Origin of the sequence: Rhizobium sp. WYCCWR 11152, assembly GCF_013087615.1 — a bacterium.
Classification (GTDB): Bacteria; Pseudomonadota; Alphaproteobacteria; order Rhizobiales; family Rhizobiaceae; genus Rhizobium; species Rhizobium indicum.
The window spans coordinates 43,702-67,240 of sequence record NZ_JABFCP010000002.1; the positions used below are offsets into that span (position 1 = coordinate 43,702).

Here is a 23,539-nt window from a genome sequence, read left to right on the forward strand (position 1 = left end):
AATGGCGGCGCATTGGAGTATGCGCCGTCTTTGGGAGGAACAGCAGTTGTCAGATCTTTTGACGGTTTGCGATCTGGTGGTTCAGGTGCCGGGGCGAGCAGCAAGAATTATCGATGGAATCAGCTTTTCGCTAAGCGCCGGGCAGACGCTCGGGCTGGTGGGCGAATCCGGTTGCGGCAAGAGCATGACCTGTTATGCGATCGCCAAGGCATTGCCGCGCGCGGTAGCTCAAACCGGTGGGACAATAACACTGGCCAGTGACGGTCGCGGCTCCGGCAAACGAAAGGATCGAACGATCGCAATGATCTTTCAGGATCCCACGAGTAGCCTCAATCCTGTTCACACGATCGGCTATTACCTGGAATCCAGCCTCAGCCGCCATCAGGGGCTGCGGGGTAATGACGCGCGGCTGGAAGCGATGCGGCTGCTTGAGCGCGTAGGCATCGACCAGGCAAAGAGCCGCCTGCGCTCCTATCCCCACCAATTCTCGGGTGGCATGAACCAACGCGTTATGATCGCGCATGCTCTGGCTGCCAAGCCTGCGTTGCTCATTGCCGATGAACCGACAACGGCGCTCGATGTCACGACACAGGCTCAGATCCTTCACCTGCTCGAGGAACTGAGATCGGAAACGGGCATGGCTTTGTTGATCGTATCGCACGATCTGGGAGTCATCGCGCGATTGGCGGATCGCGCGGCGGTCATGTACTGTGGCAAGATCGTCGAGACGGCCCCCGTGGTCGACTTGCTGGAGCGTGCAGCGCATCCATATGCCCGCGCTTTGATCGACTGCATGCCGACCATTGATCCCGACGACCTTGAGCCGCCGGTCCCTATCCCCGGATCGGTTCCGCTTCTCGAGAACCTTCCGGCAGGATGCTACTATCATCCGCGCTGCCCGCGTGCGAGCGACAGATGCACAGCCAGCTTTCCCGGTCCCGCAAGCGTCGGCCCCCTTCATCAGGCCTGGTGCTATCATCCGGTGAGCGCATGAGTACCCCTCTCCTTCAAGCCCGTGGCCTGACCAAGGTCTTCCGGTTGAAATCCGGACTGTTCGCAAAGGCATCCAATCAGGTGGCGGTGGATTCAGTCGATCTGGATCTCGCCAAACGGGAGCGCATCGGCATGGTCGGCGAATCCGGCAGTGGCAAGTCGACGCTCGGCCGGCTTCTGCTCGGTCTCACGCCTCCGACGGTGGGTGAGGTCCGGTTCGAAGGAGTACCCCATAAGGAACGCACCTCACGAGACTGGTCGAAGTTTCGGATGCAGACCTCCCTGGTGCAGCAGAACCCATTGTCTGCTCTGAACCCTCAAATGACGATTGGCGAGCAGGTGGCGGAGGCCGTCTGGGTACATCATGTGGCCGATCGCGCGGGAGCCCGCGATCGCGCCGCCGCCATGCTCGAGCGGGTCGGGCTTCCGACTGGAATGATGGGCCGTTTCCCCCATCAGATGTCTGGGGGCCAGCGCCAGCGCGTCGTCATCGCGCGTGCCCTGGTCCTCGGCCCGAAGCTTGTTGTGTTCGACGAGGCCGTGTCGGCCCTGGATGTATCGGTTCAGGCGCAGGTGGTCTCGATCCTGAGATCGCTTTGGCAGGAACTGGACCTTGCCTATGTCTTCATAACGCATGACCTGCGCATTGTCCGGCACCTGGTTGATCGCATCGCCGTCATGTATCTCGGACGTGTCGTCGAAACAGGAGACATAAGGTCCGTCTACGCCTGGCCTCGTCATCCGTACACGAGGGCATTGCTTGCGTCGGTGCCGACGATGGACCCGCGCGTTCGAAACGTGGAACCACCCATCCAGGGTGAGCTCGATTTCAGCACGCTCGCAAAAGGATGCTCCTTCCGGTCGCGCTGTCCGTTCGCCATCGACCGATGCGTTTCCGAAACGCCGGCGCTTCGCCAGGCTGGCGACCAAAAGGTGGCCTGTCACCGCGCTGAGGAACTTCCACGCGAAATCGTCCCGCAGAGGGAGATCGCGCAATGATGAGCTTCATCCTCGCACGAACTGTTCGAGCCCTTGTGGTCCTCTTCCTCACCGTAACCTTCGTCTTCATCGTTCTGCGGTTGAGCGGCGATCCGGCCGAACAGATTCTCTCCGATGTCGCGACGCCAGAGGCACTGGCGGCGTTTCGCATTAACTGGGGGCTGGACAAGTCCATTCTGGAACAGTTTCTCATTTACTGGAGTCACGCGATCCGGGGTGATTTCGGGACGTCCTTTGCCGACGGCCGCGAGGTATTCGCGGTCATTGCCGAGCGCGTCCCGAAAACTCTGTTGGTCACCGTATCAGCCTTCGTGCTGAGCATGCTCATCGGTATCCCCGCGGGAATTCTCGCCGCGGTACGGCGCGATACTGCTTCCGACAAAGCAGTCATGGCAGGCGCGGTTCTTGGATATAGCGTTCCGAATTTTCTGCTCGGACTTGCGTTGATCTTCATATTCGCGGTCTGGCTGCGGGTCTTGCCGAGTTCAGGAAGCTCCACCTTCAAACATGCGATCCTGCCGATCGCGACGTTCGCCCTCTTCAATGCGGCCGGCGTTGCGCGATTTACTCGCTCGACGCTGATCGACGTGCTGGGGCAGCCCTATATCGCCGCGGCTCGTGCCGACGGCGTGCCGGAATGGGATATCATCCTGCGCCACGCGCTTCCGAACGCGGCGATCCCGATGGTCACGATGCTGGGCTTCATCGCCGGCGGTTTGCTCGGAGGTGCGGCTCTAATCGAGCCCGTGTTCGGTTGGCCGGGGCTGGGCAGCGGTTTCGTTCGCGCTACAAGTTCCGGCGACCTCAACGTGGTGCAGGCAATGATCATTCTTTTCACCGCCTTCATGGTCACGATCAACCTGATCGTCGATATCCTCTACGCCGTCCTCAACCCGAAGATCAGGCTTCAAAGCAATGAAAGATAACGCTGTCAAATTGCGCAGGGCCGGACCCGTGACGCCAAAAGTGCCGGTCAGTATCTGTCTATGCGCAGCATGGATCGTCGCGGTCGTGTTCATCGGCGTGACGGCACATTGGGTGGCGCCTTACAATTATCTGCAACAGGCGCCGATATCGCGGTTCGCGCCGCCAGGTACCCTTGCAAGCCACCTGTTCGGGACGGACTATCTCGGAAGAGATGTGCTCAGCAACCTGCTGATCGCGACGCAGACGACGCTAATGATCGCGTTCATTGGATCGTTGATCTGCGCAGTCATCGGTACCAGCCTCGGCTTCCTGGCCGCACACTTCCATGGCTGGATCGATAATCTGATCATGGGTTTCGCCGACGCCGTGTCGTCTGTGCCCTTCATCATCATTGCGCTCGGGGTGCTGGCATTCTTTGGATCAAGCCCGCTGCTTTTCGTGTTCCTCGTGGGCGTCGCGAATTGGGAGCGCTATGCGCGGCTCAGTCGTGGGCTCGTGCTGAGCGCCAACCAAGAGGGATACGCGGAGGCGGCTCGCATCGTCGGCATTCCGTCCCTGCGCATATACCTGCGTTACATTCTGCCGAATATCGCAGGTCCACTCATCGTCCAACTTACGGTGAATTTTCCCGAGATCATTCTCCTGGAGAGCGGATTGAGCTTCCTTGGCCTCGGAATCCAGCCGCCTGCCACCAGCCTTGGGCTCATGGTCGCCGACGGCCGGAACTATCTGGCGATCGCGTGGTGGCTCACAGCTCTTCCCGGACTGATGATCGTGCTCACCACCTTATCCATCAGCTTGCTTGGCGACTATCTGCGCGACCGTTTCGACGCCCGTCTGCGTTAGAAAGAGAAAAGATGTACCGACTGCTCGAATTCGTACCCCGCCTTCTCGACATCGACGTCCAACTGCAAATCGTCTCGCCCGAGCCAATTGCTTCAGGCGGCTGGGCTATCATCTCCGCTTCTCTGTGGATTGAACCATTTCCGGCGGTTGCGACAAACTTGAACGCTCTCTCAGATAGGCAGTCCTGATGTTTGAGCTCCTCCCTTCGCGCTCCGGACACATTCTCGTTTGTGGCCATCGCGGGCATGTTGTCGACGGACACGAGAACAGCCTCCCGGCATTGCGCCGCGCCGCCAAACTTGGCGCATCACTTTGCGAGATCGATCTGCGCATGACGCGAGACGGTCTGCTTATCGTGTTTCACGATGACATTCTCGACAATGCATCGACAGGCACAGGCATCATCTCGCAACTCGACTATGCACAGATCGCACAGTTTCGGACCCGGGCCCGCAACGGCATGCCGATCGAGGGCCAACCGATCGAGCCGTTCGAAGACATTCTTGCATATTGCCGAGACCTCGGCCTCGGCTTGATCATCGAGATCAAGGACAAGTTCGAGGGCACGGCCTACCTGGAGCAGGTAGTCCGACTGCTGAAGGACGCCCAAATGTTCGAACGGGTGCTGGTCAGTTCGTTCGATTACGTGGCTTTGCGCGACATCAAAAGCATTGCACCCGGCATCCGCACGATGGGCATCAACTATCATCGCCTGGTCGACCCGGCCGCAACCGCACACTCTGCATCGATGGACGTCATGAACACCGACTATCCGCAGTTTACAGCCGATATAGCCGAGGGTCTTCACGCCGCCAACGTTACCGTCAGCCATTACGTCCCGCCGCCGGAATTCTTCGCGATCAGGCGCGGCTATGGCGTCGACTATTTTGAAGAGCTTGGCGCCCATCTGCGCGCGGGACTGATCGACATGCTGGTCTGCGACGATGTCGGCTGGAGTGTCGATTTTGTTACGCGCTGTGGTTTGGGCGTGTCGCGCCTGTCCTAGAAAAGGAAAAAGACATGAATCCACTCAGAACGACATCGGCGGCGATGCGTCTCGCCGGCCACCGGGGGCATAGCGCAGGTGCACCGGAAAATACCTTCGCAGCATTCCAAAAAGCCCATCAGTTTGAAGGACGAGGCGTTACCTGCGAGACGGATCTGCGGATCACCAGCGACGGTGAACTCGTCCTCATCCACGATGAAACCTTAGACCGCACCACAAACGGTCACGGCCTCATCCGCAACATGACCTACTCCGAGATTGCCGCTCTCGACGCCGGCCGGTGGTTCGGTGAGGAGTTTGCAGGAGAGCGTATTCCACTTCTGAAGGAGGCGCTGCAGTTCGCTCGTGAACTTGGCATCATCTATCAGCTCGAACTCAAGACCTATGATCGCGACGACGTGTTTTTCCCAAAACTGCGGGCGCTCATTGACGAACTTGGCTGCGCCGATCTTCTGCAGTTCTCCTCCTTCGACTTCGTTCAACTGAGGGCGCTGAAAAAGGCGATACCGGAAGTGCCCACCGTCGGCCTGTCGCACTCGCGCCTGATCGACCCGGTGGCGATTGCGCGCGAGGCGAACCTCGATGCCATCAATCTTGAGATCTATCACTTCCCGAGCGGTGAGGCACTCCAGCTTCATGACGGCGGTATCGCTGCCTTCCTGCATGTACCGCGCCCGGAACGGCTGAAAAACCTGAAGGAGTATGGTGTCGACATCGAGGCCGATGTGGTTCAATGGATCCGCGAAGGCCAACTGGATCAGCTCATCAGTGACGATGTGGCGCAGGTCGCAAGGCTTCGGGACGAAGCTCATGGCTGATTTGCATATTTCCGAGCCGACCGAGCGAACGGTCGAGGCAGTCCTCGAGGAGATTGCTCGCAAAGCTGGTGAACTCGCCCTCACCCACTTTCGGTCCTTGGCCAGTCTGCCGGTCGAGAAGAAGGGGCACCTCGACCTCGTGACCAAAGCTGACAGGCAAGTTGAGGAGTTCCTGATTGCCAGCTTGCATCACGCGTTTCCGGATGACGCCGTCTACGGCGAAGAGGGCGGCGAAATCGCGGGTGCTTCCGGTCGGACCTGGGTCATCGACCCGATCGATGGGACGTTCAATTTTGTCCGTGGTGGCCAGAACTGGGCGATATCGATCGGCCTCTACGAACACCGCCGGCCGGTCTTTGGCGTGATTTATGCTCCTGTCCGGGACCTGATGTTAATGGGTGGGGAGACTGTCGAAACCCGGCTCAACGGCAAGCCGATGCCGGCTCTGCCTGCTCTCGATCTCTCGCAGGCCTCCGCGGGGATCGGCCTGCACCCTTCGATCGCCACCGAAGATCGCTTGGAGGTCGTACGCTATATTTCCGACGAGTTGCGCATCAGTTTCCGCTGCTGCGGATCGTCGACCCTCTCGCTGATCGAAGTCGCGATGGGCGAGACCGACGGCTACGTGGCGCTCGGGGACTCGACCTGGGATGTGATGGCCGGACTGCCCATTCTCGCCAATCTCGGTGTCTCCCATACAATCGACTGGGATCGTACCGAACTCCAGGCAAAGCTGCGGTTCGCCTGCGGTAGCGAAGAGTTCCTGCAAAAGGTACGCCCTTTGCTGCAGAAGGTGTCGGTAGCCTGATGCCGAAGGAACTCCCATGACTGGCGGCGCTGAAAGAGATCTCCGGGCCGCTCGGGCACTGCCGCCGGCGGAATTGCGACAGCGCACTGTAGACGGCAGGGGTGTCGCGGACATTCGGCTGTTGCAGATGGAAGACGGCCCAGGGAGAGGACAGCGGCTGCTCGTTGTTCGAAACGCAAGCGGCATTGGATTTGAGGTCGCGGTGGATCGAGGTTTCGATATTGCGAGTGCAACATGGCGCGGAATCAACATCGGGTGGAACAGTGCGAACGGCTTGCCTTGGCCGCCGAATTCGATCGATGCGGAAGACGGCGTCGGCTTCTACAGGAACTTCGATGGCTTCATCGTCACTTGCGGCCTTGATCATATAGGCGGAGCGAAACGGAGCGATGCCAGCCACTTTATCCACAAACATCGCAAGGCAGTTTTCAATCCGCTGCATGGGAGGATTTCCAGCCAGCGGGCGAGGCTTTCGGGTTATGGGGTCAACTGGAGCGCAAGCGATCCCGTCATCTGGGCAGAGGGCGTCGTCAGGCAGAGTTCAGTGTTCGGAGAGAACCTTCTTCTTCGCCGGCGCGTAGAAATCGATGTGTTCGGCAACGCTATCCGCCTCAACGATGTGGTCGAAAACCAAGGATTCCGGCCCACGCCGCATGCGATCCTCTATCACGTGAACTTCGGCTACCCATTCCTCGACGAGTCAACGCAACTCGCGGGCGATCTGAGCCGCGACGTTGTCGCAGCGTTCAACGGCGGGCACAAGCGTCCAACGGCCGACTTCGTGGACTATTTTCAGGAGACGCCTGTCGTTTGCGATTGCCGCAGGCGTCCGTTGAATTAAGCAACAGTGCCTTGCTTGGAGGAGTACGCGCCCGCCTCTCGTTTTCCCGTGAGGCTCTACCGAGCTTCGGCATCTGGAGAGCTTATCAGTCCGGCGTGTATGCTCTGGCGCTCGAGCCGACGCGGCAATTTGAGCCGGAAGGGGAGCCGAAAAATGGTTCACTGACTTTAGGAGCAGGAGACACCGCCGAGTATTGGATGACAATCGATCTCGGATCGATGCTCTGAAAATCTCTCCATTTCCGTTCGTCTCAGGTTGTTGGCTAGCGGTTGTCGCGAGGCGGATACTGTTTCCCACGTTCAGATGTCTGGCCTTCACAGAATCATGTCTCTGTATCGACATAGAACCGTAGCTCTTGAACCAGTTCGAACGCCGACCTACCGCTCACTTTCGCCAGCTGCCGAAAAGGAAGCCTTTGCTGCGTAACGCCAATTTATGGAACTAAACAGTTTTCCGCCTTGGCACGTCGCATTAAAAGGCTAACGACATACGCCTTCACGAGGGCACACGCGCCCCTCTGAGACGCACCGACGCGCGAACCAGCACGAGGGACGCAGCCAGCAGAACTGCGTCCTTTAGTAGAAACTGCCCTGGTGCAGCCGAAATCGCAGGAAAGCCGCCGGCAGTCGGCTCCGCGACACCAGGGGTGGTGATGAAAAAGGTCAGCGTAATCAGGTACGTCGCGGCTGACATCAGTGCGCCGAGCGTCGAGAATAGTGGACGAAATGCACCAAGGATCAGAACAATAGCGGTTGATAGCTCGATAACGCCGATGAAATAGCTCTGCCCCTGCGTCCCGAAAATACCCAGCCAACCCATAATAGGGCTGTTTCCGATAAACGGGGCGATACCATCAGCCTCGTACGCTGTGAACTTCATCGCGCCGAACCACAGAAATACGATCACGAGAGCCCATCTGAGCAGAGCGAGTTCCTTCCGATCCTGCTCGGGGACAAGAAATTCGTAGCGGTCAAAAATGCTCATCTAAAACTCCTCAATTGTAGTGGTCTGGTAGCATGTCATGGGTGGGTATATGCGCCGATCATACACTTGAGCGCGGGAGATGTCTTTTGACTGCTGTTTCGCCATGCTAGCCGCTGCATCTACGACGGCTAAGTCAGCGACCCCTTATGCAACGTCTTCCACAGTCAGGTCCCGGCCGTTGAACTGCACGGTCTCCCCTGCTCGGGCACCCTCGATCACTTCGAAGATCGGCGCCATCGTAGAAATGCCCATGAGCTCCCGCCCACGACAAGTGAACTTGCTCGTTGACACTGCGATCACAAAATAGCGGCCGGACAGCTTGACGACAGCGCCTTCCTTGACTGAAGTTTTAGGGCCGAAGTCGATCATCCTGAGCTTTTCGAGTTTATCGCCGTAGTCTTCCAGAGTGTCATCAAGCGCCTCGGCGAAGTCGCTAGCGACCTCGGCCTGAGCCAGTTCGTCGTTCTCGATCGGCTCGCTCCGATCGACCCGAGCGGTGGAGACGTAATCCAGATAATTGTCGCGAGCGCTATGCAAGGCTGCGGTCTCCAGCGAAAGCATAGTTTCTCGAATGTGGTCTTTATTCCAATCCATCATAACCTCGTTGTGTTTCGGTAATCCAAATGTCCTAAAGGCTGGTCCGTGACCGCGTTGGGTGATGACCGCACAAACTCGTCGACACCGCTATTCATCGCTGATGACGTCTTCTCCCTGGTAGGGGATTCTCATCAGCCGAGAATCTCGGATGATGCTTGTGACGAGCCAGACATATGACTGCTCGGCGGTATCGAAGCCGAGGATGCTGAAGGCTCCGCCGAAAGGGCATGGTGGGAAGTCTGGAAAGCCCTCCCGCAGAACGTAGCGCTCTGGATCATGCTCAAACTCGTTCTTGTAGACTTTGCGCAGTCCGTGCTTGCTCGGCACATCTTGGTCACCTGCCGGCGCTGTTTCACGATGCGCTACAAGCCTCTCAGAAAGGTCGCGATGACATATTTCGTCGAACACGTCGAACGCGTCGATCAAAAGGCCCTTATGCCCGGTCGCCGGATCTGTGATCGCGTAGATGTTAGAGGCGTCTTCGGCATCATTTCCGCTTTCGAGGCGCAACGCTGCGTCGACGCGAATGGTGCACGGATCTAGGGTCGATCCTAGTTCGAGATCGACGAGATTGCCGTCCTTGACGCGGTACTCGCCGTCATAGCCCTTGGCGATGAACGACTGGGCTGCTTCTAGAACGTCGGTCACATGGGATGTCATAGACGCACCTTCATCTCGAGTTGGATTGGACACGCTCCTGCATAAGGCGCGCCGTGACCCGTCGGATGACGGCGAAGAAACCGAAGTGCGGTATTCATAGCCACTTGGCCTTCTTGAAGCGCACGAACAGGAGAAGGCAGAACACCGCTATCAGACCGAGCACGACGAAGTATCCATAGGTCGTGTTCAGTTCCGGCATGTTCGTAAAGTTCATGCCGTATATTCCCGCGATCGCCGTCGGAACTGCCAGTATTGCCGCCCAAGCCGCGAGCTGGCGGGTGATCACACCCGTCCTTTGTGCTTCGAGAAGGCTGCTGGCCTCAAAGACCGTGGACAGAACCTGAAGGAGGCCATCGATCATGGACTGCACGCGTTGGATATGGTCCGCGACGTCGCTGAAGTATGGTCTCACTTCGGCGCTGATGCAGGGAAAGTGGCCGCGAACGAGCTTTCGCACCAGCTCGGCCATAGCCCCGAGTGTGCGCTGGAAGCGCGTGAGTTCGGACCTTAGTCCGAAGATGCGGGCGACTTCTTTTCGTCCGAGAAAGTCGTCTAACGACCGTCTCTCCATCGCCAGAACGTCATCCTCGATCATTTCGAAGATGGGCAAATACTGGTCGACGAGCCGGTGCAAGATCGCGTGCAGCACGTAGTCGACACCCTGCCCGAAGAGCGCCGGCGAAGCCTCGAGTTGCTCCCGAAGGTTGCCTAGCGCTCCGGCGTTGCCATGTCGTACGCTGATAAGGTGATTGTGACCGGTGAAGATCGCCGTCTTGCCATAGCTGATCCGGTCGCCGACCAGCTCGGCGGTCTGAGCGACGATGTATAGCTCGCCGTTGTAGACTTCGAGCTTGGGCGGGCAGAGCGGGTGCATCGCGTTATCGATTGCCAACGGATGGAGATGATACGTCGCTTGCAGCGCGTGAAGTTCGTCGGCGGTGGGCTCGCGAAGCGCGATCCAGCAGAAGCCCGAGCGACTCTTATCGAGATTGACGCGCTCGTCGATCGCGATTTCCCGAATTCGCTTGCCTTCGTTGTAATAGTAGGCGGCGATGACACTCATGCTTCTACGATCCTAGTGCGGGGATGGCGGAGGACTGGGGATGCCCTTGCTCATCAAGGCTGGTTCGTGACCGCATCGGTGAACGATGCGGTCACGAGCGTTGCGAACCGTAGCAGCATAGCACGTACGGACGCCTTACCTACTCCGCTGCGGCACCGGCCGCCGGCTGCGTGTCGCCAGCAGGTTGGCGCTTGGGAAGCACCCAGCCGGCTCGCGGGAAATGGCAGCTATACCCGCCCGGCCGCTTCTCAAGATAATCCTGGTGCTCCGGTTCGGCCTCCCAGAAATCGCTGACCGGCTCGACCTCGGTGACCACTTTGCCATCCCACAGACCGGAGGCATCCAAATCGGCTATCGTCTCTTCGGCGACGCGCTTCTGCGCCTCGTCGACGTAATAGATGCCCGACCGGTAGGAGAGCCCACGATCATTGCCCTGGCGGTTCTTCGTCGTCGGATCGTGGATCTGAAAGAAGTATTCCAGGATGTTCCGATAGCTCGTCACCTCCGGGTCGAAGACGATCTCGATTCCCTCGGCATGCGTGCCGTGATTGCGATAAGTGGCGTTCGGAACATCGCCGCCGGTGTAACCCACACGAGTTGAGACGATGCCGGGCTGCTTGCGGATTAGGTCCTGCATGCCCCAGAAACATCCGCCTGCGAGAACAGCGCGCTGATGCATGTTAAGCCTCCTCTACCTGATCGAGATAATCGCCGTATCCCTCGCTTTCCATCTCGTCGCGCGGGATGAAGCGAAGGGACGCTGAGTTGATGCAGTAGCGCAGACCGCCGCGGTCGGAAGGACCATCCGGGAACACGTGGCCGAGATGGCTGTCGGCGTGTACCGACCTGACCTCCGTCCGGACCATGCCGTGCGCGCTGTCCCGCACTTCGTTGACGTTTGCCGGAACGATCGGCTTGGTGAAGCTGGGCCAGCCAGTACGCGAATAGAACTTGTCCGTCGAAGCGAACAGCGGCTCGCCCGACACGATGTCGACGTAGATGCCAGGCTCCTTGTTGTCATTGTACTCGCCGGTGAAGGGCCTTTCGGTGCCCGACTCCTGGGTAATCCGGCGTTGCTCGGGGGTCAGGCGGTCAAGTGCTGTCTGTGACTTTTCAAACTTCATGATAGTCTCCAATACTCATCTCGAGGGGGACATTTGATCTCTTCATCGGCTACAGTGGCCGTATCTATATTTGGACCGGCCACGGCGCCGTTGAGAATTGTCCATTCGGATAGAACGCTCTCACTTATCCTGACATTCGGCGCCAGACGCACTGCTACCCAACTTATCAGTCATTGCGAACTATCGCAGTGCGCCCAAGATTTATCCAATACGCTGTGCGTATAGTTTCCATAGCGCCGAAGCTCTTCACGTCGTGCTTCAGTTCCACTCGTATAGGGCTGCCAGCTGCGCGATCTTGCGTATCTCGACCGTCGCCGTGGAACCGGATACAGTCGCGATCACGACTTCGCGCTCCAAGACGAATCCGTCGATCGGCCGAGTGACGAGTCCATGCGCCGTGGCCGATCGTTCAGGAAGAATGCATATGGCGTGGCCGTCGGCGACGGCCCGTTGCACCCAGTCCTCGCGATCTGATCGAAAGCGGGGTTGCATGAGCAAGTCCCGTCGCGCGAAGTGATCGAGAATCTGATCGCGAAACTCGCATTTCAGGCGATCAACGAAAGGAAATTCGAGCAAGTCTTCGGCCCGAACGATCTCACTGGCTGCCAAGGTATGGTTTGCAGAACAGCCGAGCACGAAGCGCTCCCGAAACAGAGGACGCACATCCAGCTTGCGTTCCGGTCTTGTTTCACGCGGCAGGATGCACGCGTGGTATTTTCCTGACAGCACTTCCGATGTGTCCTCGTTCGAACGGAGCGAGTGCAGCTTGATCTCGATGGACGGCATCTCCGCCAACGCACTCTCGAAAAACGCCGTGAATTGCTTTGGTCCGACGGAGGGCGCGACGGCGACATCCAGCACGCGGTGCCTCCCCATCGCCCAGTTCTCAGAGTGATTGCGCACGCTCTTCATCGCGACCATCATGCGCTGAAATTCTGCCTCGACGTCCTGGCCAAGGCCAGTAAGGCGGCTGTTCTTCCCATCGCGATGGATCAGTGGCCCGCCAAGTTCCTCCTCCAAGCGGCGGATGGCACGGGTCAGGCTTGGTTGAGACACACCACTCAAGCGAGCCGCGGCTGTAAAGTTCAGCGTATCGGCCAAGTTGATGAAATAGCTGATCTGATTGAGTTCCATTAGCTTCCGGCCCATGTGCCTGAGTGATGCTTGCTCGTGAGACCAGCTTCGGAAAGCAGGTGACGGATGTATGCTTCACGCATATAATCATCGTCGAAGGGATTGTCTATATGCGCCGCGCATATAAATGATACCCTGGGATGACGATTAATGTGTCGGTTCGCCCCGCTCAGCTCCATCGAAGGCTCTGGGAGGGCAACCGCCAAGCCGCTTGCTGGAGGTTCGATGGACATGGCAGAAAAACATTCACATTCGCTAGCGGGGCTGGCTCTCAGCTTTCCGGGCATCTCGAACCGCCGGAAGGGACGCCGCGGGGCTGGGCGATCTTCGCCCACTGCTTCACCTGCGGAAAAGACAGTCGCGCCGCCGTTTACATCTCGCGCGCGCTGTCGCGTGCGGGCATCGGGGTCTTGAGGTTCGATTTCGCCGGAACCGGGATCAGCGGTGGGTCGGGGGAAGCTGTGAGCTTCGCGTCGGACGTCGAGGACCTTCGTGCAGCCGCAAAGGCGATGGCGGCGGCGGGTATGTTACCCTCCCTCCTTGTCGGGCACAGCCTGGGTGGCGCCGCTGACGATCGTAGCCGCTGCCGAGTTGCCTGACATTGCCGCGGTGGCGACGATCGGTGCGCCGGCCGACCTTCAGCACATCTTGCGCTTCTTCGGACCGGACGATCTAGACACCATCGCGAGCGAGGGCGAGGCCTCGGTGGAGATCGCCGGCAGACCCTTCTTCATTCGTCGCAGCTTCCTAGAGGCGGTTGCGGGAATCGACATCGAGAAGTCCATTGCCTCTCTGCGACGTCCGGTGCTGGTCATGCATTCTCCGCTAGATCAGGTGGTCGGCATCGACCACGCGTCGCGCATCTTCGTCGCGTCCAGGCATCCTAAAAGCTTCATCTCGCTCGACACGGCGGATCACCTTCTCACCAACGTTGCAGATGCGAACTACGCCTCGGCAATGGTGGCGGTATGGGCAAGCCGCTTTCTTCCACCGCTCACGGCGGATCTACCGCAGGTCGAGGCTGCCGAGGGCGTTGTCGCCACCGAAACTCTTGAGGGGAGGTTCCAGCTCAAGGTTCGCAGCGGCGAGCACACTCTGTTCGCCGATGAGCCAGCATCGGTTGGTGGTCTCGGAATCGGACTATCTCCTTACGAACTGGTATCTGCCGGCCTCGCAGCCTGCACGGTGATGACGATGCGCCTCTACGCCGACCGCAAGGGCTTTCCGCTTGAACGGGCGAGCACGACCGTGCAGCACGAGAAGGTGCCGGACATGATGCCACCCGATCGATTCTCCCGGACCATCGTCCTCGATGGCCCGCTGAGTGATGATCAGCGCGCTCGGATTCTCGCGATAGCTGATCGATGTCCCGTAGATTTAACTCTTATCCGGGGTTCGGACGTGCAGACCGAGCTTTCTATCACCAGTCAGGCTGCTGATCCCACGAGGCTGGCTTGACCTTGACCCACATAGAGAAAGGCGAACGAGCTATGAGCCAATCAGCTGCCGGTAATGATGCGGCCGCTACAGAGCGAGCGATTCTCGCAGGCGGCTGCTTCTGGCGCATGGAGGATTTGCTGCGCCGAGCGAAGGGAGTCGTATCGACGCGTGTCGGTTACATAGGCGGAGAGATGCTTGATCCGACCTATGAGAGACATTACAGCCATGCAGAAGCGGTGGAAGTGACTTTCGACCCCTCCGTGCTTAGCTATCGCTCTCTCTTGGAGCTCTTTTTCCAGGTCCACGACCCCACGACCTACGAGCAACAGGGCAGCGATGTCGGTCCGAGCTATAGATCGGCAATTTTCTATACCACCGAGGTGCAGAAGGAAGTCGCCCTGACGACCATCGCAGAGATCGAAGCATCAGGTCGCTGGCCTAGCCAGATCGTGTCGGAAATCAATCCGGAAGAACCGTTTTGGGAGGCGGAGCCGGAGCACCAAAAATACCTGGTGCGCTATCCTGGGGGCTATAGCTGCCATTTCGCGCGCCCGACCTGGCGTCTGGAACGATCAGGTCGATGAGCAAGTCGTAGCCGCCTCTTGGTTCGTGAGGGATGGGGTAGCAAGCGCCACGCGACGCTGCAGGCCGGACTCCTGCTATGATGCCTGAGTTCATGATTGTTGGCCTTTGGGGCCTGATGTCGGGCAGCGGACTTTTGGCTGGAGCGATTATAGTGGACGCATTTTTTCAGGAGGATGACGCGCCGCATGATTTCGGCGGTGGGCGCCGCAGTTCATCGGCCTGATCACGGTTGTGGGCTTTCTGGCTGCTGATTTTATCGCTCAGCATTGATCTGCCCTAATTACACGCGTCCTACGCGTCGTCGTTCTTCTCGCGGTCTACACCTCGCTCATGTAATTCGGCATCGATGGGGCAGTTCGTGCAGCCCTCGTAGCAGCACAGGCGGCAGATGCGGTATGAATGCTCGAGGTTTTCCAAGCGATCGCGCAAAACGCGTTCAGCGATGTCGCATAAGATTTTCAGTTCGTCCGGATTAAGGATCGATAGCCCTTCGGCAATCACTTGATCGCGCGAAGCCAGGACCTCGTCGCTCGCGACCTTCCCGGCTGGAGTAAGATAGAGGGATCGCGTGCGCCCGTCGGTCGAATGCTCCCTACGCTCGATCAACCCCTCAGTCGCCAATCGATCCACCAGGCGAACGGTCCCTGCATGTGAAAGGCCCACCCCGACTGCAAGCATACGGATCGAGAGCCCGGGCTTGTGCGCGAGCAACGCCAGCGCTGAGGCGGCAGGTCCAGCTTCCGGCGCCAGCGATGAACTAGCGCGAACGATGTCGTCGCTGATCATGAGTGCGAACGCACCGAAAATATTTCGATCTCGAGGTCCATCCATTGCCACAGCTATATGTGCGCGGAGCATAGACAGCAAGTCATACTCTGGTCCTCTTCATCAACGCGCGGATTAAGAAAGCTCTGTTTCAAAGGGGTTTGAGGGTTTTCGAGTTATCTGGCCCACCAAAAAAAAGGGTCCGGCCCATCAAGGCGGGGAACGAATCGATACCTTGCGGCTATAGAGTAGGCCTCTCTGCTCTGAATCGCCGTAGGTCGCGCTTGAGAATCATCTCGCGTCAGAGCCGCCATCAAGTCGCGCAGGTGTAGATCAGCGAGGCCTTAAGCTTGCCCTACGGTGTCGCACTTCCACCGCGTCACCGGACGCGATTACGATTGCATCAATCTCATTGAGGAAAAGTCCGTGTTCCACGAAGCTGGGGATTGCAACGATCGCTGCTTTCGATTTCGGTAGGCCTTGGTATCTCGTCCAGGGCCGCGTCCAAGATCTGATGCGTCCTACGCGTCCTCCTGCGTTCGTATCATCGCATCGAGAGATCCTGTTATCATCGGCGTGCTCGGACAACGGGTGGCCTTGGCCTCGATTGGGCGCCTTGGCTGCCTGCGTGCGATGGTCAGCACCGCCAGGGTAGTGAGCAACCCGGCCGCATAGAGGAATAAGCCGCCTGGGCCGACGATATTCATCGCAACTCCCCCTATAAGGGGTCCAGCGGCTGTCCCGACCCCGTTAAGCAGAAGAAGCCCGCGTGCGGTCCCGAGTAGCCGACCGGCCGGAAGATCGTCGTTCGCGACGGCGAGTGACAACGAATAGATCGGGATGCCAAATCCGCCGAAGAGCGCACCCGCTGCGAGGAGCACGGGCAAAGGCGCTTCCGCCGCCAATGCTACGCCGACGGCGGCCACTGCGGCCGCTAGGGCCGCGCCGGCAATGACACGGTTCTGGGGCACCCGATCCGAAAGCCAGCCGAGTGGCCATTGCAATGCAAGTGTGCCACCAACAACCGCAGCCATGAAAGCGAATATGCCGCCCACATCGAGTCCGATCCTCTGGGCGAAGTTCGGGCCCATGCCCCAGAAACCACCAATAGCCAGGCCGGCCAAGAAAACGCCAGCCGCAGCGAGAGGTGATGCGAGGACGAGGTCCCTGAACGCGACCCGTTCCTGTGCCACCTGGCCCGGCGGATGACTGGGTAGCAAGGTGATCGGAACCACCGCTGCCGATATCAACAGCGACACGATGAGGAACAATGTCACATCGGCAGGCGGTGCGATGTTGAGTAACGCCTGCCCGATTGCCCATGAGCCCTTCGAGACAACTCCGAAGATCGACAGGAGCTGCCCGCGCGTGGTTTGCAATGCATGGGCGTTGAGCCAGCTCTCCGTTGCGAGGATCATGCCCGCGTAGGCGAAGCCGGTAACGAGGCGAAGCGGCATCCAAGCAATAGGCCCAATGAAGGCCACATGGAGAAGGGCGGTCATCGAAGCGATAGCCGCAAAGCCGGCGAAGGTTCTGACGTGCCCTACAGAAACGATGATCCGCGGCAACGCCAGCGCGCCGATCGTGAAACCCGCGAAAGTAGAAGGACATCATCGCGCTGATCGCGCCGCTCGAGAAGCCCTCCTGGCCGGCTCTCACGATCAAGAGCGTACCCAGCAAACCATTGCCCAGTAGCAGAGCGGCGACGCTCAACAGCAACGCCGCCACCGGCGCTAGAACGAGGCCGCGTCCACCCGCCGACTTTACGATATCCATCGCCTGTCTCATTTTCGATCCTGACGTGAGGGTTGATATTCTGCCCCACTGATGAACTGGTCGAATGCTTCGCACCAGATGACGACCGTATTGTAGTCGCGAACATCGATGCCGGCGGGCATCTCCACGATGAAGCCGTTGAAAGTCTTCACGTCGCCCACGCGGACCGATTTGTCCTTGACTAGGAGAAAGGCCTCCTTCGTATCGACGAAACGTGGGGCAAGGTAGAGCTTGTAGTCCGGTCCAGGGGCGAGACGCCCAAGGTGTGCGATCCGATTGCGCGAGACCCGGACTTCGCCTTCGCCCCAATGAAGTAGGTCGCTGCCTTTGAGATTGCGAACTAGGGCCCCTACGTAGAGCGTTTCAGTCGCGATCATCTGAAGCGCTGCTGTGTCCGGCCCCCGCGGCGCTGTGAGGACCGGCAGCGTATAGATGCCTCCTGCAAAGCCTATAGCGAGCATCACGAGATGGGTGGTAATCAGGATGAGCCAACGCCCCATTGGTTACGCTATCAGTTCCTTCACGAGTTGGTCCGCGTCGAGATGGAAGTCCGAGAAAACGATGCGGCCGCCAGCGTCGATAACCGTGAACCAGGGCGTTCCCCGGGTGCGGTAGTCTTCCATGAAGGTGGGAAGCGTCGCGCTGGCCGGTGGCTCGTCATGACCGAAAGCGACAGGAAGCTCATACTTGAGCTGGTTGACGCGCAATTTCTCGAAGGTGTTCTCATGCGCTCCCTCGAAGACGGTCTGGATCACAGCAAACCCCACGCCCTTGGAGCTCAATGCATCATGCAACCTTCGCAAAGTCGGAAACCCATCCAAATGGCAGCCACGGCACCAGTGCTGGAAGGCGAACAAGATCTTCGGGCCGATCCCGACATCCGACAATTTGAGCGGCGCGATGCTTCCTCCATCCTCGCCAATCCATTTCTGCACCCGCAGTTCAGGCGCTCGTTGTTCGGTCACGCTCATCTTATCCTCCAACCCCGACGCAGACGCGCGCTGTATGTATGGTCGAGCGTCGCGATGGCAGGCGAACTTCCGACCTTGTTTGCGCCCTGTATCCTGAAGCCTTGATCGATCAGATCGACATTTCTTCCGAACTATACTCAGGATCTAAAGGCTTCGCGTGTTAGACTATGAAGGTATGCGCGTAGCATTTCCAATAGCGGCGCGACATAGTTTCCATACCTTACCGCCGTTCAGTCCGATCGTAGTAACCTCAGTTTGCATAGGCATGTCGACCTCTCGGCAGTAGCGTTGGTAGGGGCGATATCGCCCTGCCCCCGATCTTACACTACCGTTGACAAGCGCCGGCGTCCGCTTGAAATTCGCCGACAGGGATGCCGCTGTAATGCTGATGCGAAGCTATCAAAACTATAGCCACAAGGTATTGGGAAATCATGCTAGCCTGACGCTATAGTCACCACACAACAATCACGACCTAAAGTGGTCCAACACATTTCCATACTGATAGAGCCTCCGGTATTTCACGTGGTAGGGGGAACAGAAGTAGCGCAACCGTGCATGCGGCTCGGTGCTCAGTCGCTCTTCCAACGCGGCCGTCAGGCGGGACTTGCCAATCCCAGGCTCCCCCGACAGCATCACCGCCTGGCCTTTTCCTGTGCGAGCCTGCTCCCAGCGTTGAAGCAGAAGCTCGAGTTCCTCGGATCGCCCCACCAGCGGCGTCGCGATGGCGTGCAGCGCATCGAAGCGTCCCTCGGCATCAGCCTCGCCGGTGATGCGCCAGGCGGGAACAGGGGCGGCGAAGCCCTTGAGCTGCTGAAAACCGAGGTCGATCATCTCGAACAACCCTGCAACCAGCCGCTGCGTGCTGTCAGCGATCACGACGGTGCTTGGCTCGGCAAAGGCCTGCAAGCGAGCCGCGGGGTTCGGCGTGTCGCCGACCACGGCCTCTTCCTGCGCTGATCCTTCGCCAATGAGGTCGCCAACCAACGACGAGACCGGTGGCGATACCTATCCGGTCTGCCAGCGATTTGCCCAATGGGGACGTCAGGCTGGCAGTCGCTGCCGCTGCCGCCATACCCGCCCGCACCGCCCGCTCAGCATCGTCTTCATGCGCCCTTGGCCAACCGAAATAGGCGAGCACGCCATCACCCATGAGCTTGGCAACGTAACCGTCGTACTGTGCAATCTCCGTCGACACCGCACTTTGATAGGCGCGCAGGACGTCGCGCATTTCCTCCGGATCGAGCCTCTGTGACAGCTCGGTCGAACCTACAAGATCGATGAACACGACGGTCAACTGCCGCCGCTCGGCTTCGACTGGCGAAGGCGCTGGCGCGGACACGGAACTCCCTCGCGGCATCGTGTCCAGTGCGGCAATTGCAGCCAGAACCCTGCGACGCGGCCCGAGGGGTAACCCCAGCTCTCTCAGGTCTTCTTCACTGAGATGCCGAAGCGCATCAAAATCGACTTCATTGGCAGTGAACGCCTCTGTGTACTTGTTCAACCCTAGGCGAGCCAGCCATGAGGCGATGTGCGGCATGACAACCACCTCCCTGGGAGACAGAATACCACAACGGTGGTTGCACAGCACACAAGCGCCATGGAAGTGTACGTCGTTGCGGTGATCGTCGGGACCGAGCAGAAGAAGGATTCGACATCTCCAGCGCCTTGTCGCGTGTCGACGTCAGGATCACAAAGTGCGGCGCTTCGGCCCCATCTCGGTGAACTGGCGACGGAACACGTCGATGTCGATGTGCATAACCGCGCCGGAAGAGCGAAATCCGCTTCAAGCAAGAAACGCGCCGGTCGATGAAGGCTGGCTCCCCGACAGGTGGAGTTGGCGAACCGAGCAAGATTTCAGAAGGCTGATCGCTGCTCAACTGCGTGAGGTCCACCTACCCGTTCAACCCCTCAATCGGTTCGTGCCGCCATTTGATCTTCCGCTTCTCGTTCCGACCTTCCAAGCAGGTATTTGCTCGTCGAAACCTTTGAGCTGCCGCGGGCCGAGAGCGACCAATAAAATTTCTCCACGCACGGATTGCGCTACAGCGTGATCGACGAGGATTTGCTGATCGGCGGCGGACGAACAGAGTCGCGATGCCAGGTTCACGACATGTCCGATCGCGGTGTAGTCAACACGGGCTTCGTAACCAATTCGGCCGACTGTCGCCCATCCCATCGCCAGTCCTATGCCGAAGCCAATCGCATGACCGCGCAGACGCCATTCGGCGATTAGGCGCTGGATGGCATCCTGCATGTCGATCGCCATCTCAACAGCACGAAGCGCCGGGTCTGCGCACGGTACCGGGGCGTTGACGAGCACCATCAAACCGTCTGCCGCGAAGTTGGTCAGCGTGGCCTCGTAGTGTGTAATGATCGCGCCGAGCGCCTCATAGTACTCGCGCAAGACCTGCATGATCTCCTCGGGTTCGGCGTGCGCCGAAAAAGCGGTAAAGCCACGTAAATCGCAGAATACAGCGACGACTTCCGCGCGCTGTCCGGCGAGCACACTCTCGTCGCCGGACTTTTCGACGAGTTCCGCGACCTGAGGTGCGAGAAAACGCTTCAGCCGTGCAATTCGCTCTGAACGATCCCGCGATACGGCGAGTTCTTGCGCCATTTCATTGAACCGGTCCGCCAGCCGTTCGAATTCGTCTCCTGTGACGATGTCGATCCGGTGCTCGAACTGTCCAGCACCGATTTTTTCGGTGCCTTCCTCCAGCAGGCGGATTGGCTCGGTCATCCGCCTAGCAAGCCAGTAGGCAAGCGCCGATGCGAAGATGGCGGCGGCGAGCAGCAGGCCACCCGTTCGCCACAATGACGCATCCAGCGGTGCGAAAGCCTCGGCCTGCGCCTGCTCCACGAACACGGTCCAACCGAGATTGGGGATCGCCGCCATGGCGGTCACAACCGGTTCGTTCTCGGCGTTGCGGGCCGTGGTCGCCTCTCCCCCGGCGGCGGCGATCTCGTCCCGCAATCTGGTGAGGGCCGCCGCTGTCTTCTCGTCCGTGCCCTGCAACACCTTACTGATGTCGGGGTGGGCGATGAGCCGGCCGGTCCGATCGAGAACAAACGCCCGGCCACGACTACCGACTCGAATTTCCGAAACAACCGTCCAGACAAGCTTCAGGTTGATTTCGGCGACGACGATGCCACTTGCCTTACGGTTTCCGGCCATGGCCATGGTCATGAACGGTTCGGAGCCGTCGCGAAAAGTGACTGGCCCAAACCATGTGCCGTTCGAGCGAACTCCCACGACGGCAGGATCGCCAGAGCGATCCGATCCGCCTTCCATCCTGTTCAAGTCGATACGGGAGACATGCAGCCGTTCGACACCGACATCGTCAACAAGGGTGATGCTGACGATCGCCGGGGCTTGGCGCATCACCCGCAGTGCATCGAGCCGATGCTGTCCCTCGGCATCAGCGGTCCAGGCTTGCTGGACCGTCCAACCCAGTTGATCCTTGATTCCGTCGAGAAAGCTCTGAATTTTGCCGGCCGCCGATGTGGCCTCCACCCGCAATAGAGTGCTGAGCATTGCACGCTGGTCGCGATAGCCGAACCAGGCGTCGCCGATGCCGCTAACAGCCAGCGGAACAATGACCGCAGCGAAGAAGGCGAGGAAGTACTTCCGGAACAGCGATCGGCGCATCGGGGCGGCTTGAAGCTGGACCGAACGCCGCACACCATCCTCACTCGATGACTTCATCAGCCATCAGCAAAACCGTCTGCGGCAGCTCGATCCCGAGTGCATTTGCCGTCTTCAGATTGACCGACAAGTCGAACTTCGTCGGCTGCTCGATCGGCAACTCCCCTGGCTTGGTTCCTTTCAAAATGCGATCGACATAATAGGCGAGCCGATGTTGCATTACACCATAGTCCGCCGAATAGGCCATCAGGCAGCCGTCTGCGACGTACCACAAGCCCCAAGCCATGATCGGCATGTGATGCTCGATCGCCAAGGCGGCGATTCGTGACGACTGGTCGGCCAACATGATGTCGGGAAGCACCAGCGCAGCCTGAGCGCCATCGGCCTTCATGCGCGAGAAGGCAGCATCGAGTTCGCCCGGCTCGCTGACTTGCTGGAGGCTCAAAGCCACTCCGAGGTGGCGGGCAGCTTGCTTGGTGTCCGTTTCGAAAGGGAGATATGACACCACCGGGTTTGCCAGCACGCCGACATTGACAAGCCCCGGTATGGCCTCCATCAAAAGCTGCAGCCGTTTGGCGGCTAGTTCGGTGGCGTAATAAGTGACGCCCGTGAGATTGCCCCCAGGTTTTGCGAGGCTTCTCGCCAAGCCTGCCGCAACTGGGTCACCGCTGATGATGGTCACGATTGGAATCGCATCGGTCGCTGCTTGGGCGGCATGCGCCGCCGGCTGAGACGATGTCACGATCACATCCACGGGGAGCTGCACCAGGTCCCTCGCCGCGGCCGCAAGCCGACTGTCTTGCTTACTCGCGCTCCGGCACTCGAAGCTAAGTTCGTGCAGCGTGTAGCCCAGGTCGTGAAGCCCTTGCATGAACATTCCGAACTCACTGGTTTCGCTCACATACGGCATAGCGCACGGCCACCAGGCGAGAAGGCCGATTCGTGGCGTCTCAGCCGACGTCTGCTGCGCGGCGGCGATGGCAGGAAAGCTCAGCGTCAGCGCGACGGCAAGCTTGAGGAAGGGACGTCGTTTCGGTTTCATCCGACCACCCCTCGCTGACCCACGGCACAGAACGGGTCGGCTAATTGCTGCAAACTCACATTTCGATGCGCCCCTTCTCCTCAAGGAGCGACCGACAAACAAGCCAAGATATTCAGTGGATGAAAGTATAGTTGATATTGGCGCGGATTGGTAGCGCGGGCAGCCTAGTTGGCATTCCGTAAGATCTGTTGATTCTCATTGCGATAAGAAGAAAAGGCGATGCGGCCGCCTGCCGACAATTTGGGTAAGGGAGACCGGTCGAAATGCCGGCTGACAGCTCGAAGTTCCATCATGGCGTACGCTCAGCCGATTATCGGGGAAAAGCGCACTGATGCCAAACCTCGCCTCGTCCGAGGCGAGGTCATTGCTTCTGCATTAATTGGCAACGAGACGTGCCGGCCGAGGCGGATGCGTGGTCGGCTTTCTCTTCCACGGGGCCAGGACGGATGGCATGCCCGCTTCGAGACAGGCCGCCACGAGCTAAAGAGAGATGTATCCTGGGATGATGCGCATT

General features: G+C 59.1%; 25 protein-coding genes and 3 pseudogenes. 11 read left to right on the forward strand and 17 right to left on the reverse strand.

The genetic code is table 11. From position 1 onward, the window contains the following. Positions 1-46: 46 nt before the first annotated feature. The 8 genes from G9X67_RS00380 to G9X67_RS00415 all read left to right on the forward strand — a co-directional run bounded on the left by G9X67_RS00380 (position 47) and on the right by G9X67_RS00415 (position 7,238). Positions 47-994 carry an ABC transporter ATP-binding protein gene (locus G9X67_RS00380; RefSeq protein WP_246705327.1) on the forward strand — a complete coding sequence of 316 codons (948 nt, stop codon included), beginning with the start codon at positions 47-49 and terminating at the stop codon, positions 992-994. Next, on the forward strand, positions 916-1,992 hold the full coding sequence (locus tag G9X67_RS00385) for an oligopeptide/dipeptide ABC transporter ATP-binding protein (protein ID WP_246705328.1): 1,077 nt from the start codon (positions 916-918) through the stop codon (positions 1,990-1,992). Before G9X67_RS00380 ends, G9X67_RS00385 begins: the two co-directional genes overlap by 79 nt. Continuing rightward, on the forward strand, positions 1,989-2,918 hold the full coding sequence (locus G9X67_RS00390) for an ABC transporter permease (RefSeq protein ID WP_171597729.1): 930 nt from the start codon (positions 1,989-1,991) through the stop codon (positions 2,916-2,918). The genes G9X67_RS00385 and G9X67_RS00390 overlap by 4 nt, the downstream gene beginning before the upstream one ends. Beyond that, the gene (locus G9X67_RS00395; RefSeq protein ID WP_171597730.1) at positions 2,908-3,765 is read left to right on the forward strand and encodes an ABC transporter permease; all 858 of its coding nucleotides are present in this window, start codon (positions 2,908-2,910) and stop codon (positions 3,763-3,765) included. The genes G9X67_RS00390 and G9X67_RS00395 overlap by 11 nt, the downstream gene beginning before the upstream one ends. A gap of 187 nt (positions 3,766-3,952) precedes the next feature. After that, on the forward strand, positions 3,953-4,771 hold the full coding sequence (locus G9X67_RS00400) for a glycerophosphodiester phosphodiesterase family protein (protein WP_171597731.1): 819 nt from the start codon (positions 3,953-3,955) through the stop codon (positions 4,769-4,771). A 14-nt stretch (positions 4,772-4,785) separates the two neighbouring features. Further along, a complete protein-coding gene (locus G9X67_RS00405) occupies positions 4,786-5,589 on the forward strand; it encodes a glycerophosphodiester phosphodiesterase family protein (protein ID WP_171597732.1) in 804 nt (267 codons plus the stop codon). Next, complete coding sequence (locus tag G9X67_RS00410; RefSeq protein ID WP_171597955.1) at positions 5,582-6,397, forward strand: inositol monophosphatase family protein; 816 nt, start codon at positions 5,582-5,584, stop codon at positions 6,395-6,397. Before G9X67_RS00405 ends, G9X67_RS00410 begins: the two co-directional genes overlap by 8 nt. A gap of 16 nt (positions 6,398-6,413) precedes the next feature. Then, a complete protein-coding gene (locus tag G9X67_RS00415) occupies positions 6,414-7,238 on the forward strand; it encodes a DUF4432 family protein (RefSeq protein ID WP_171597733.1) in 825 nt (274 codons plus the stop codon). A gap of 495 nt (positions 7,239-7,733) precedes the next feature. Here the strand turns inward: G9X67_RS00415 and G9X67_RS00420 are convergent, their stop codons facing one another. The 7 genes from G9X67_RS00420 to G9X67_RS00450 all read right to left on the reverse strand — a co-directional run bounded on the left by G9X67_RS00420 (position 7,734) and on the right by G9X67_RS00450 (position 12,800). Beyond that, on the reverse strand, positions 7,734-8,222 hold the full coding sequence (locus G9X67_RS00420) for a DUF417 family protein (RefSeq protein ID WP_138391013.1): 489 nt from the start codon (positions 8,220-8,222) through the stop codon (positions 7,734-7,736). 144 nt (positions 8,223-8,366) lie between these two features. Next, entirely contained in the window at positions 8,367-8,816 is a 450-nt protein-coding gene (locus tag G9X67_RS00425) for a hypothetical protein (RefSeq protein ID WP_171597734.1), read from the reverse strand. 90 nt (positions 8,817-8,906) lie between these two features. Then, positions 8,907-9,479 (reverse strand): hypothetical protein, encoded by a 573-nt coding sequence (locus G9X67_RS00430; RefSeq protein ID WP_171597735.1) that lies wholly within the window; start codon positions 9,477-9,479, stop codon positions 8,907-8,909. Between the two features lie 94 nt (positions 9,480-9,573). After that, entirely contained in the window at positions 9,574-10,542 is a 969-nt protein-coding gene (locus G9X67_RS00435; protein WP_171597736.1) for a magnesium and cobalt transport protein CorA, read from the reverse strand. A gap of 139 nt (positions 10,543-10,681) precedes the next feature. Next, on the reverse strand, positions 10,682-11,221 hold the full coding sequence (msrA, locus tag G9X67_RS00440; protein WP_171597737.1) for a peptide-methionine (S)-S-oxide reductase MsrA: 540 nt from the start codon (positions 11,219-11,221) through the stop codon (positions 10,682-10,684). Between the two features lies 1 nt (position 11,222). Beyond that, entirely contained in the window at positions 11,223-11,666 is a 444-nt protein-coding gene (gene msrB / locus G9X67_RS00445; RefSeq protein WP_171597738.1) for a peptide-methionine (R)-S-oxide reductase MsrB, read from the reverse strand. 258 nt (positions 11,667-11,924) lie between these two features. Continuing rightward, positions 11,925-12,800: a LysR family transcriptional regulator gene (locus tag G9X67_RS00450; RefSeq protein ID WP_171597739.1), complete on the reverse strand. Its 876-nt coding sequence runs from the start codon at positions 12,798-12,800 to the stop codon at positions 11,925-11,927. A 239-nt stretch (positions 12,801-13,039) separates the two neighbouring features. Here G9X67_RS00450 and G9X67_RS00455 point away from each other — a divergent pair. The 3 genes and pseudogenes from G9X67_RS00455 to G9X67_RS00465 all read left to right on the forward strand — a co-directional run. After that, positions 13,040-14,258 (forward strand): annotated as a pseudogene (locus tag G9X67_RS00455) (alpha/beta fold hydrolase); the annotation flags it as partial. Positions 14,259-14,290: 32 nt separating this feature from the next. Then, positions 14,291-14,824 carry a peptide-methionine (S)-S-oxide reductase MsrA gene (msrA, locus tag G9X67_RS00460; protein ID WP_171597740.1) on the forward strand — a complete coding sequence of 178 codons (534 nt, stop codon included), beginning with the start codon at positions 14,291-14,293 and terminating at the stop codon, positions 14,822-14,824. A 77-nt stretch (positions 14,825-14,901) separates the two neighbouring features. Then, positions 14,902-15,048 carry a hypothetical protein gene (locus G9X67_RS00465; protein WP_171597741.1) on the forward strand — a complete coding sequence of 49 codons (147 nt, stop codon included), beginning with the start codon at positions 14,902-14,904 and terminating at the stop codon, positions 15,046-15,048. A gap of 68 nt (positions 15,049-15,116) precedes the next feature. Here the strand turns inward: G9X67_RS00465 and G9X67_RS00470 are convergent, their stop codons facing one another. The 10 genes and pseudogenes from G9X67_RS00470 to G9X67_RS35360 all read right to left on the reverse strand — a co-directional run. Further along, the gene (locus G9X67_RS00470) at positions 15,117-15,611 is read right to left on the reverse strand and encodes a MarR family transcriptional regulator (protein WP_210258746.1); all 495 of its coding nucleotides are present in this window, start codon (positions 15,609-15,611) and stop codon (positions 15,117-15,119) included. Between the two features lie 500 nt (positions 15,612-16,111). Beyond that, positions 16,112-17,158, reverse strand: coding sequence for an MFS transporter (locus G9X67_RS00475; protein WP_348649079.1), 1,047 nt, complete (start codon positions 17,156-17,158; stop codon positions 16,112-16,114). A gap of 216 nt (positions 17,159-17,374) precedes the next feature. Next, the gene (locus G9X67_RS00480; RefSeq protein ID WP_171597742.1) at positions 17,375-17,866 is read right to left on the reverse strand and encodes a DM13 domain-containing protein; all 492 of its coding nucleotides are present in this window, start codon (positions 17,864-17,866) and stop codon (positions 17,375-17,377) included. A 3-nt stretch (positions 17,867-17,869) separates the two neighbouring features. After that, positions 17,870-18,337, reverse strand: a complete 468-nt coding sequence (locus G9X67_RS34795; RefSeq protein WP_171597743.1) for a TlpA family protein disulfide reductase — start codon at positions 18,335-18,337, stop codon at positions 17,870-17,872. 465 nt (positions 18,338-18,802) lie between these two features. Beyond that, on the reverse strand, positions 18,803-19,276 hold the full coding sequence (locus G9X67_RS34800; RefSeq protein ID WP_348649080.1) for an AAA family ATPase: 474 nt from the start codon (positions 19,274-19,276) through the stop codon (positions 18,803-18,805). Further along, positions 19,203-19,874, reverse strand: a complete 672-nt coding sequence (locus tag G9X67_RS00490) for an adenylate/guanylate cyclase domain-containing protein (RefSeq protein WP_246705330.1) — start codon at positions 19,872-19,874, stop codon at positions 19,203-19,205. The genes G9X67_RS34800 and G9X67_RS00490 overlap by 74 nt, the downstream gene beginning before the upstream one ends. Before the next feature lie 109 nt (positions 19,875-19,983). Beyond that, positions 19,984-20,087: pseudogene (locus tag G9X67_RS34805) on the reverse strand (alpha/beta hydrolase); the annotation flags it as partial. Between the two features lie 150 nt (positions 20,088-20,237). Continuing rightward, complete coding sequence (locus tag G9X67_RS00495) at positions 20,238-22,043, reverse strand: adenylate/guanylate cyclase domain-containing protein (protein WP_246705331.1); 1,806 nt, start codon at positions 22,041-22,043, stop codon at positions 20,238-20,240. Beyond that, positions 22,027-23,025, reverse strand: coding sequence for an ABC transporter substrate-binding protein (locus G9X67_RS00500; protein WP_138391025.1), 999 nt, complete (start codon positions 23,023-23,025; stop codon positions 22,027-22,029). The genes G9X67_RS00495 and G9X67_RS00500 overlap by 17 nt, the downstream gene beginning before the upstream one ends. Before the next feature lie 375 nt (positions 23,026-23,400). Next, positions 23,401-23,502, reverse strand: a pseudogene (locus tag G9X67_RS35360) (DUF982 domain-containing protein); the annotation flags it as partial. Positions 23,503-23,539 lie beyond the last annotated feature (37 nt).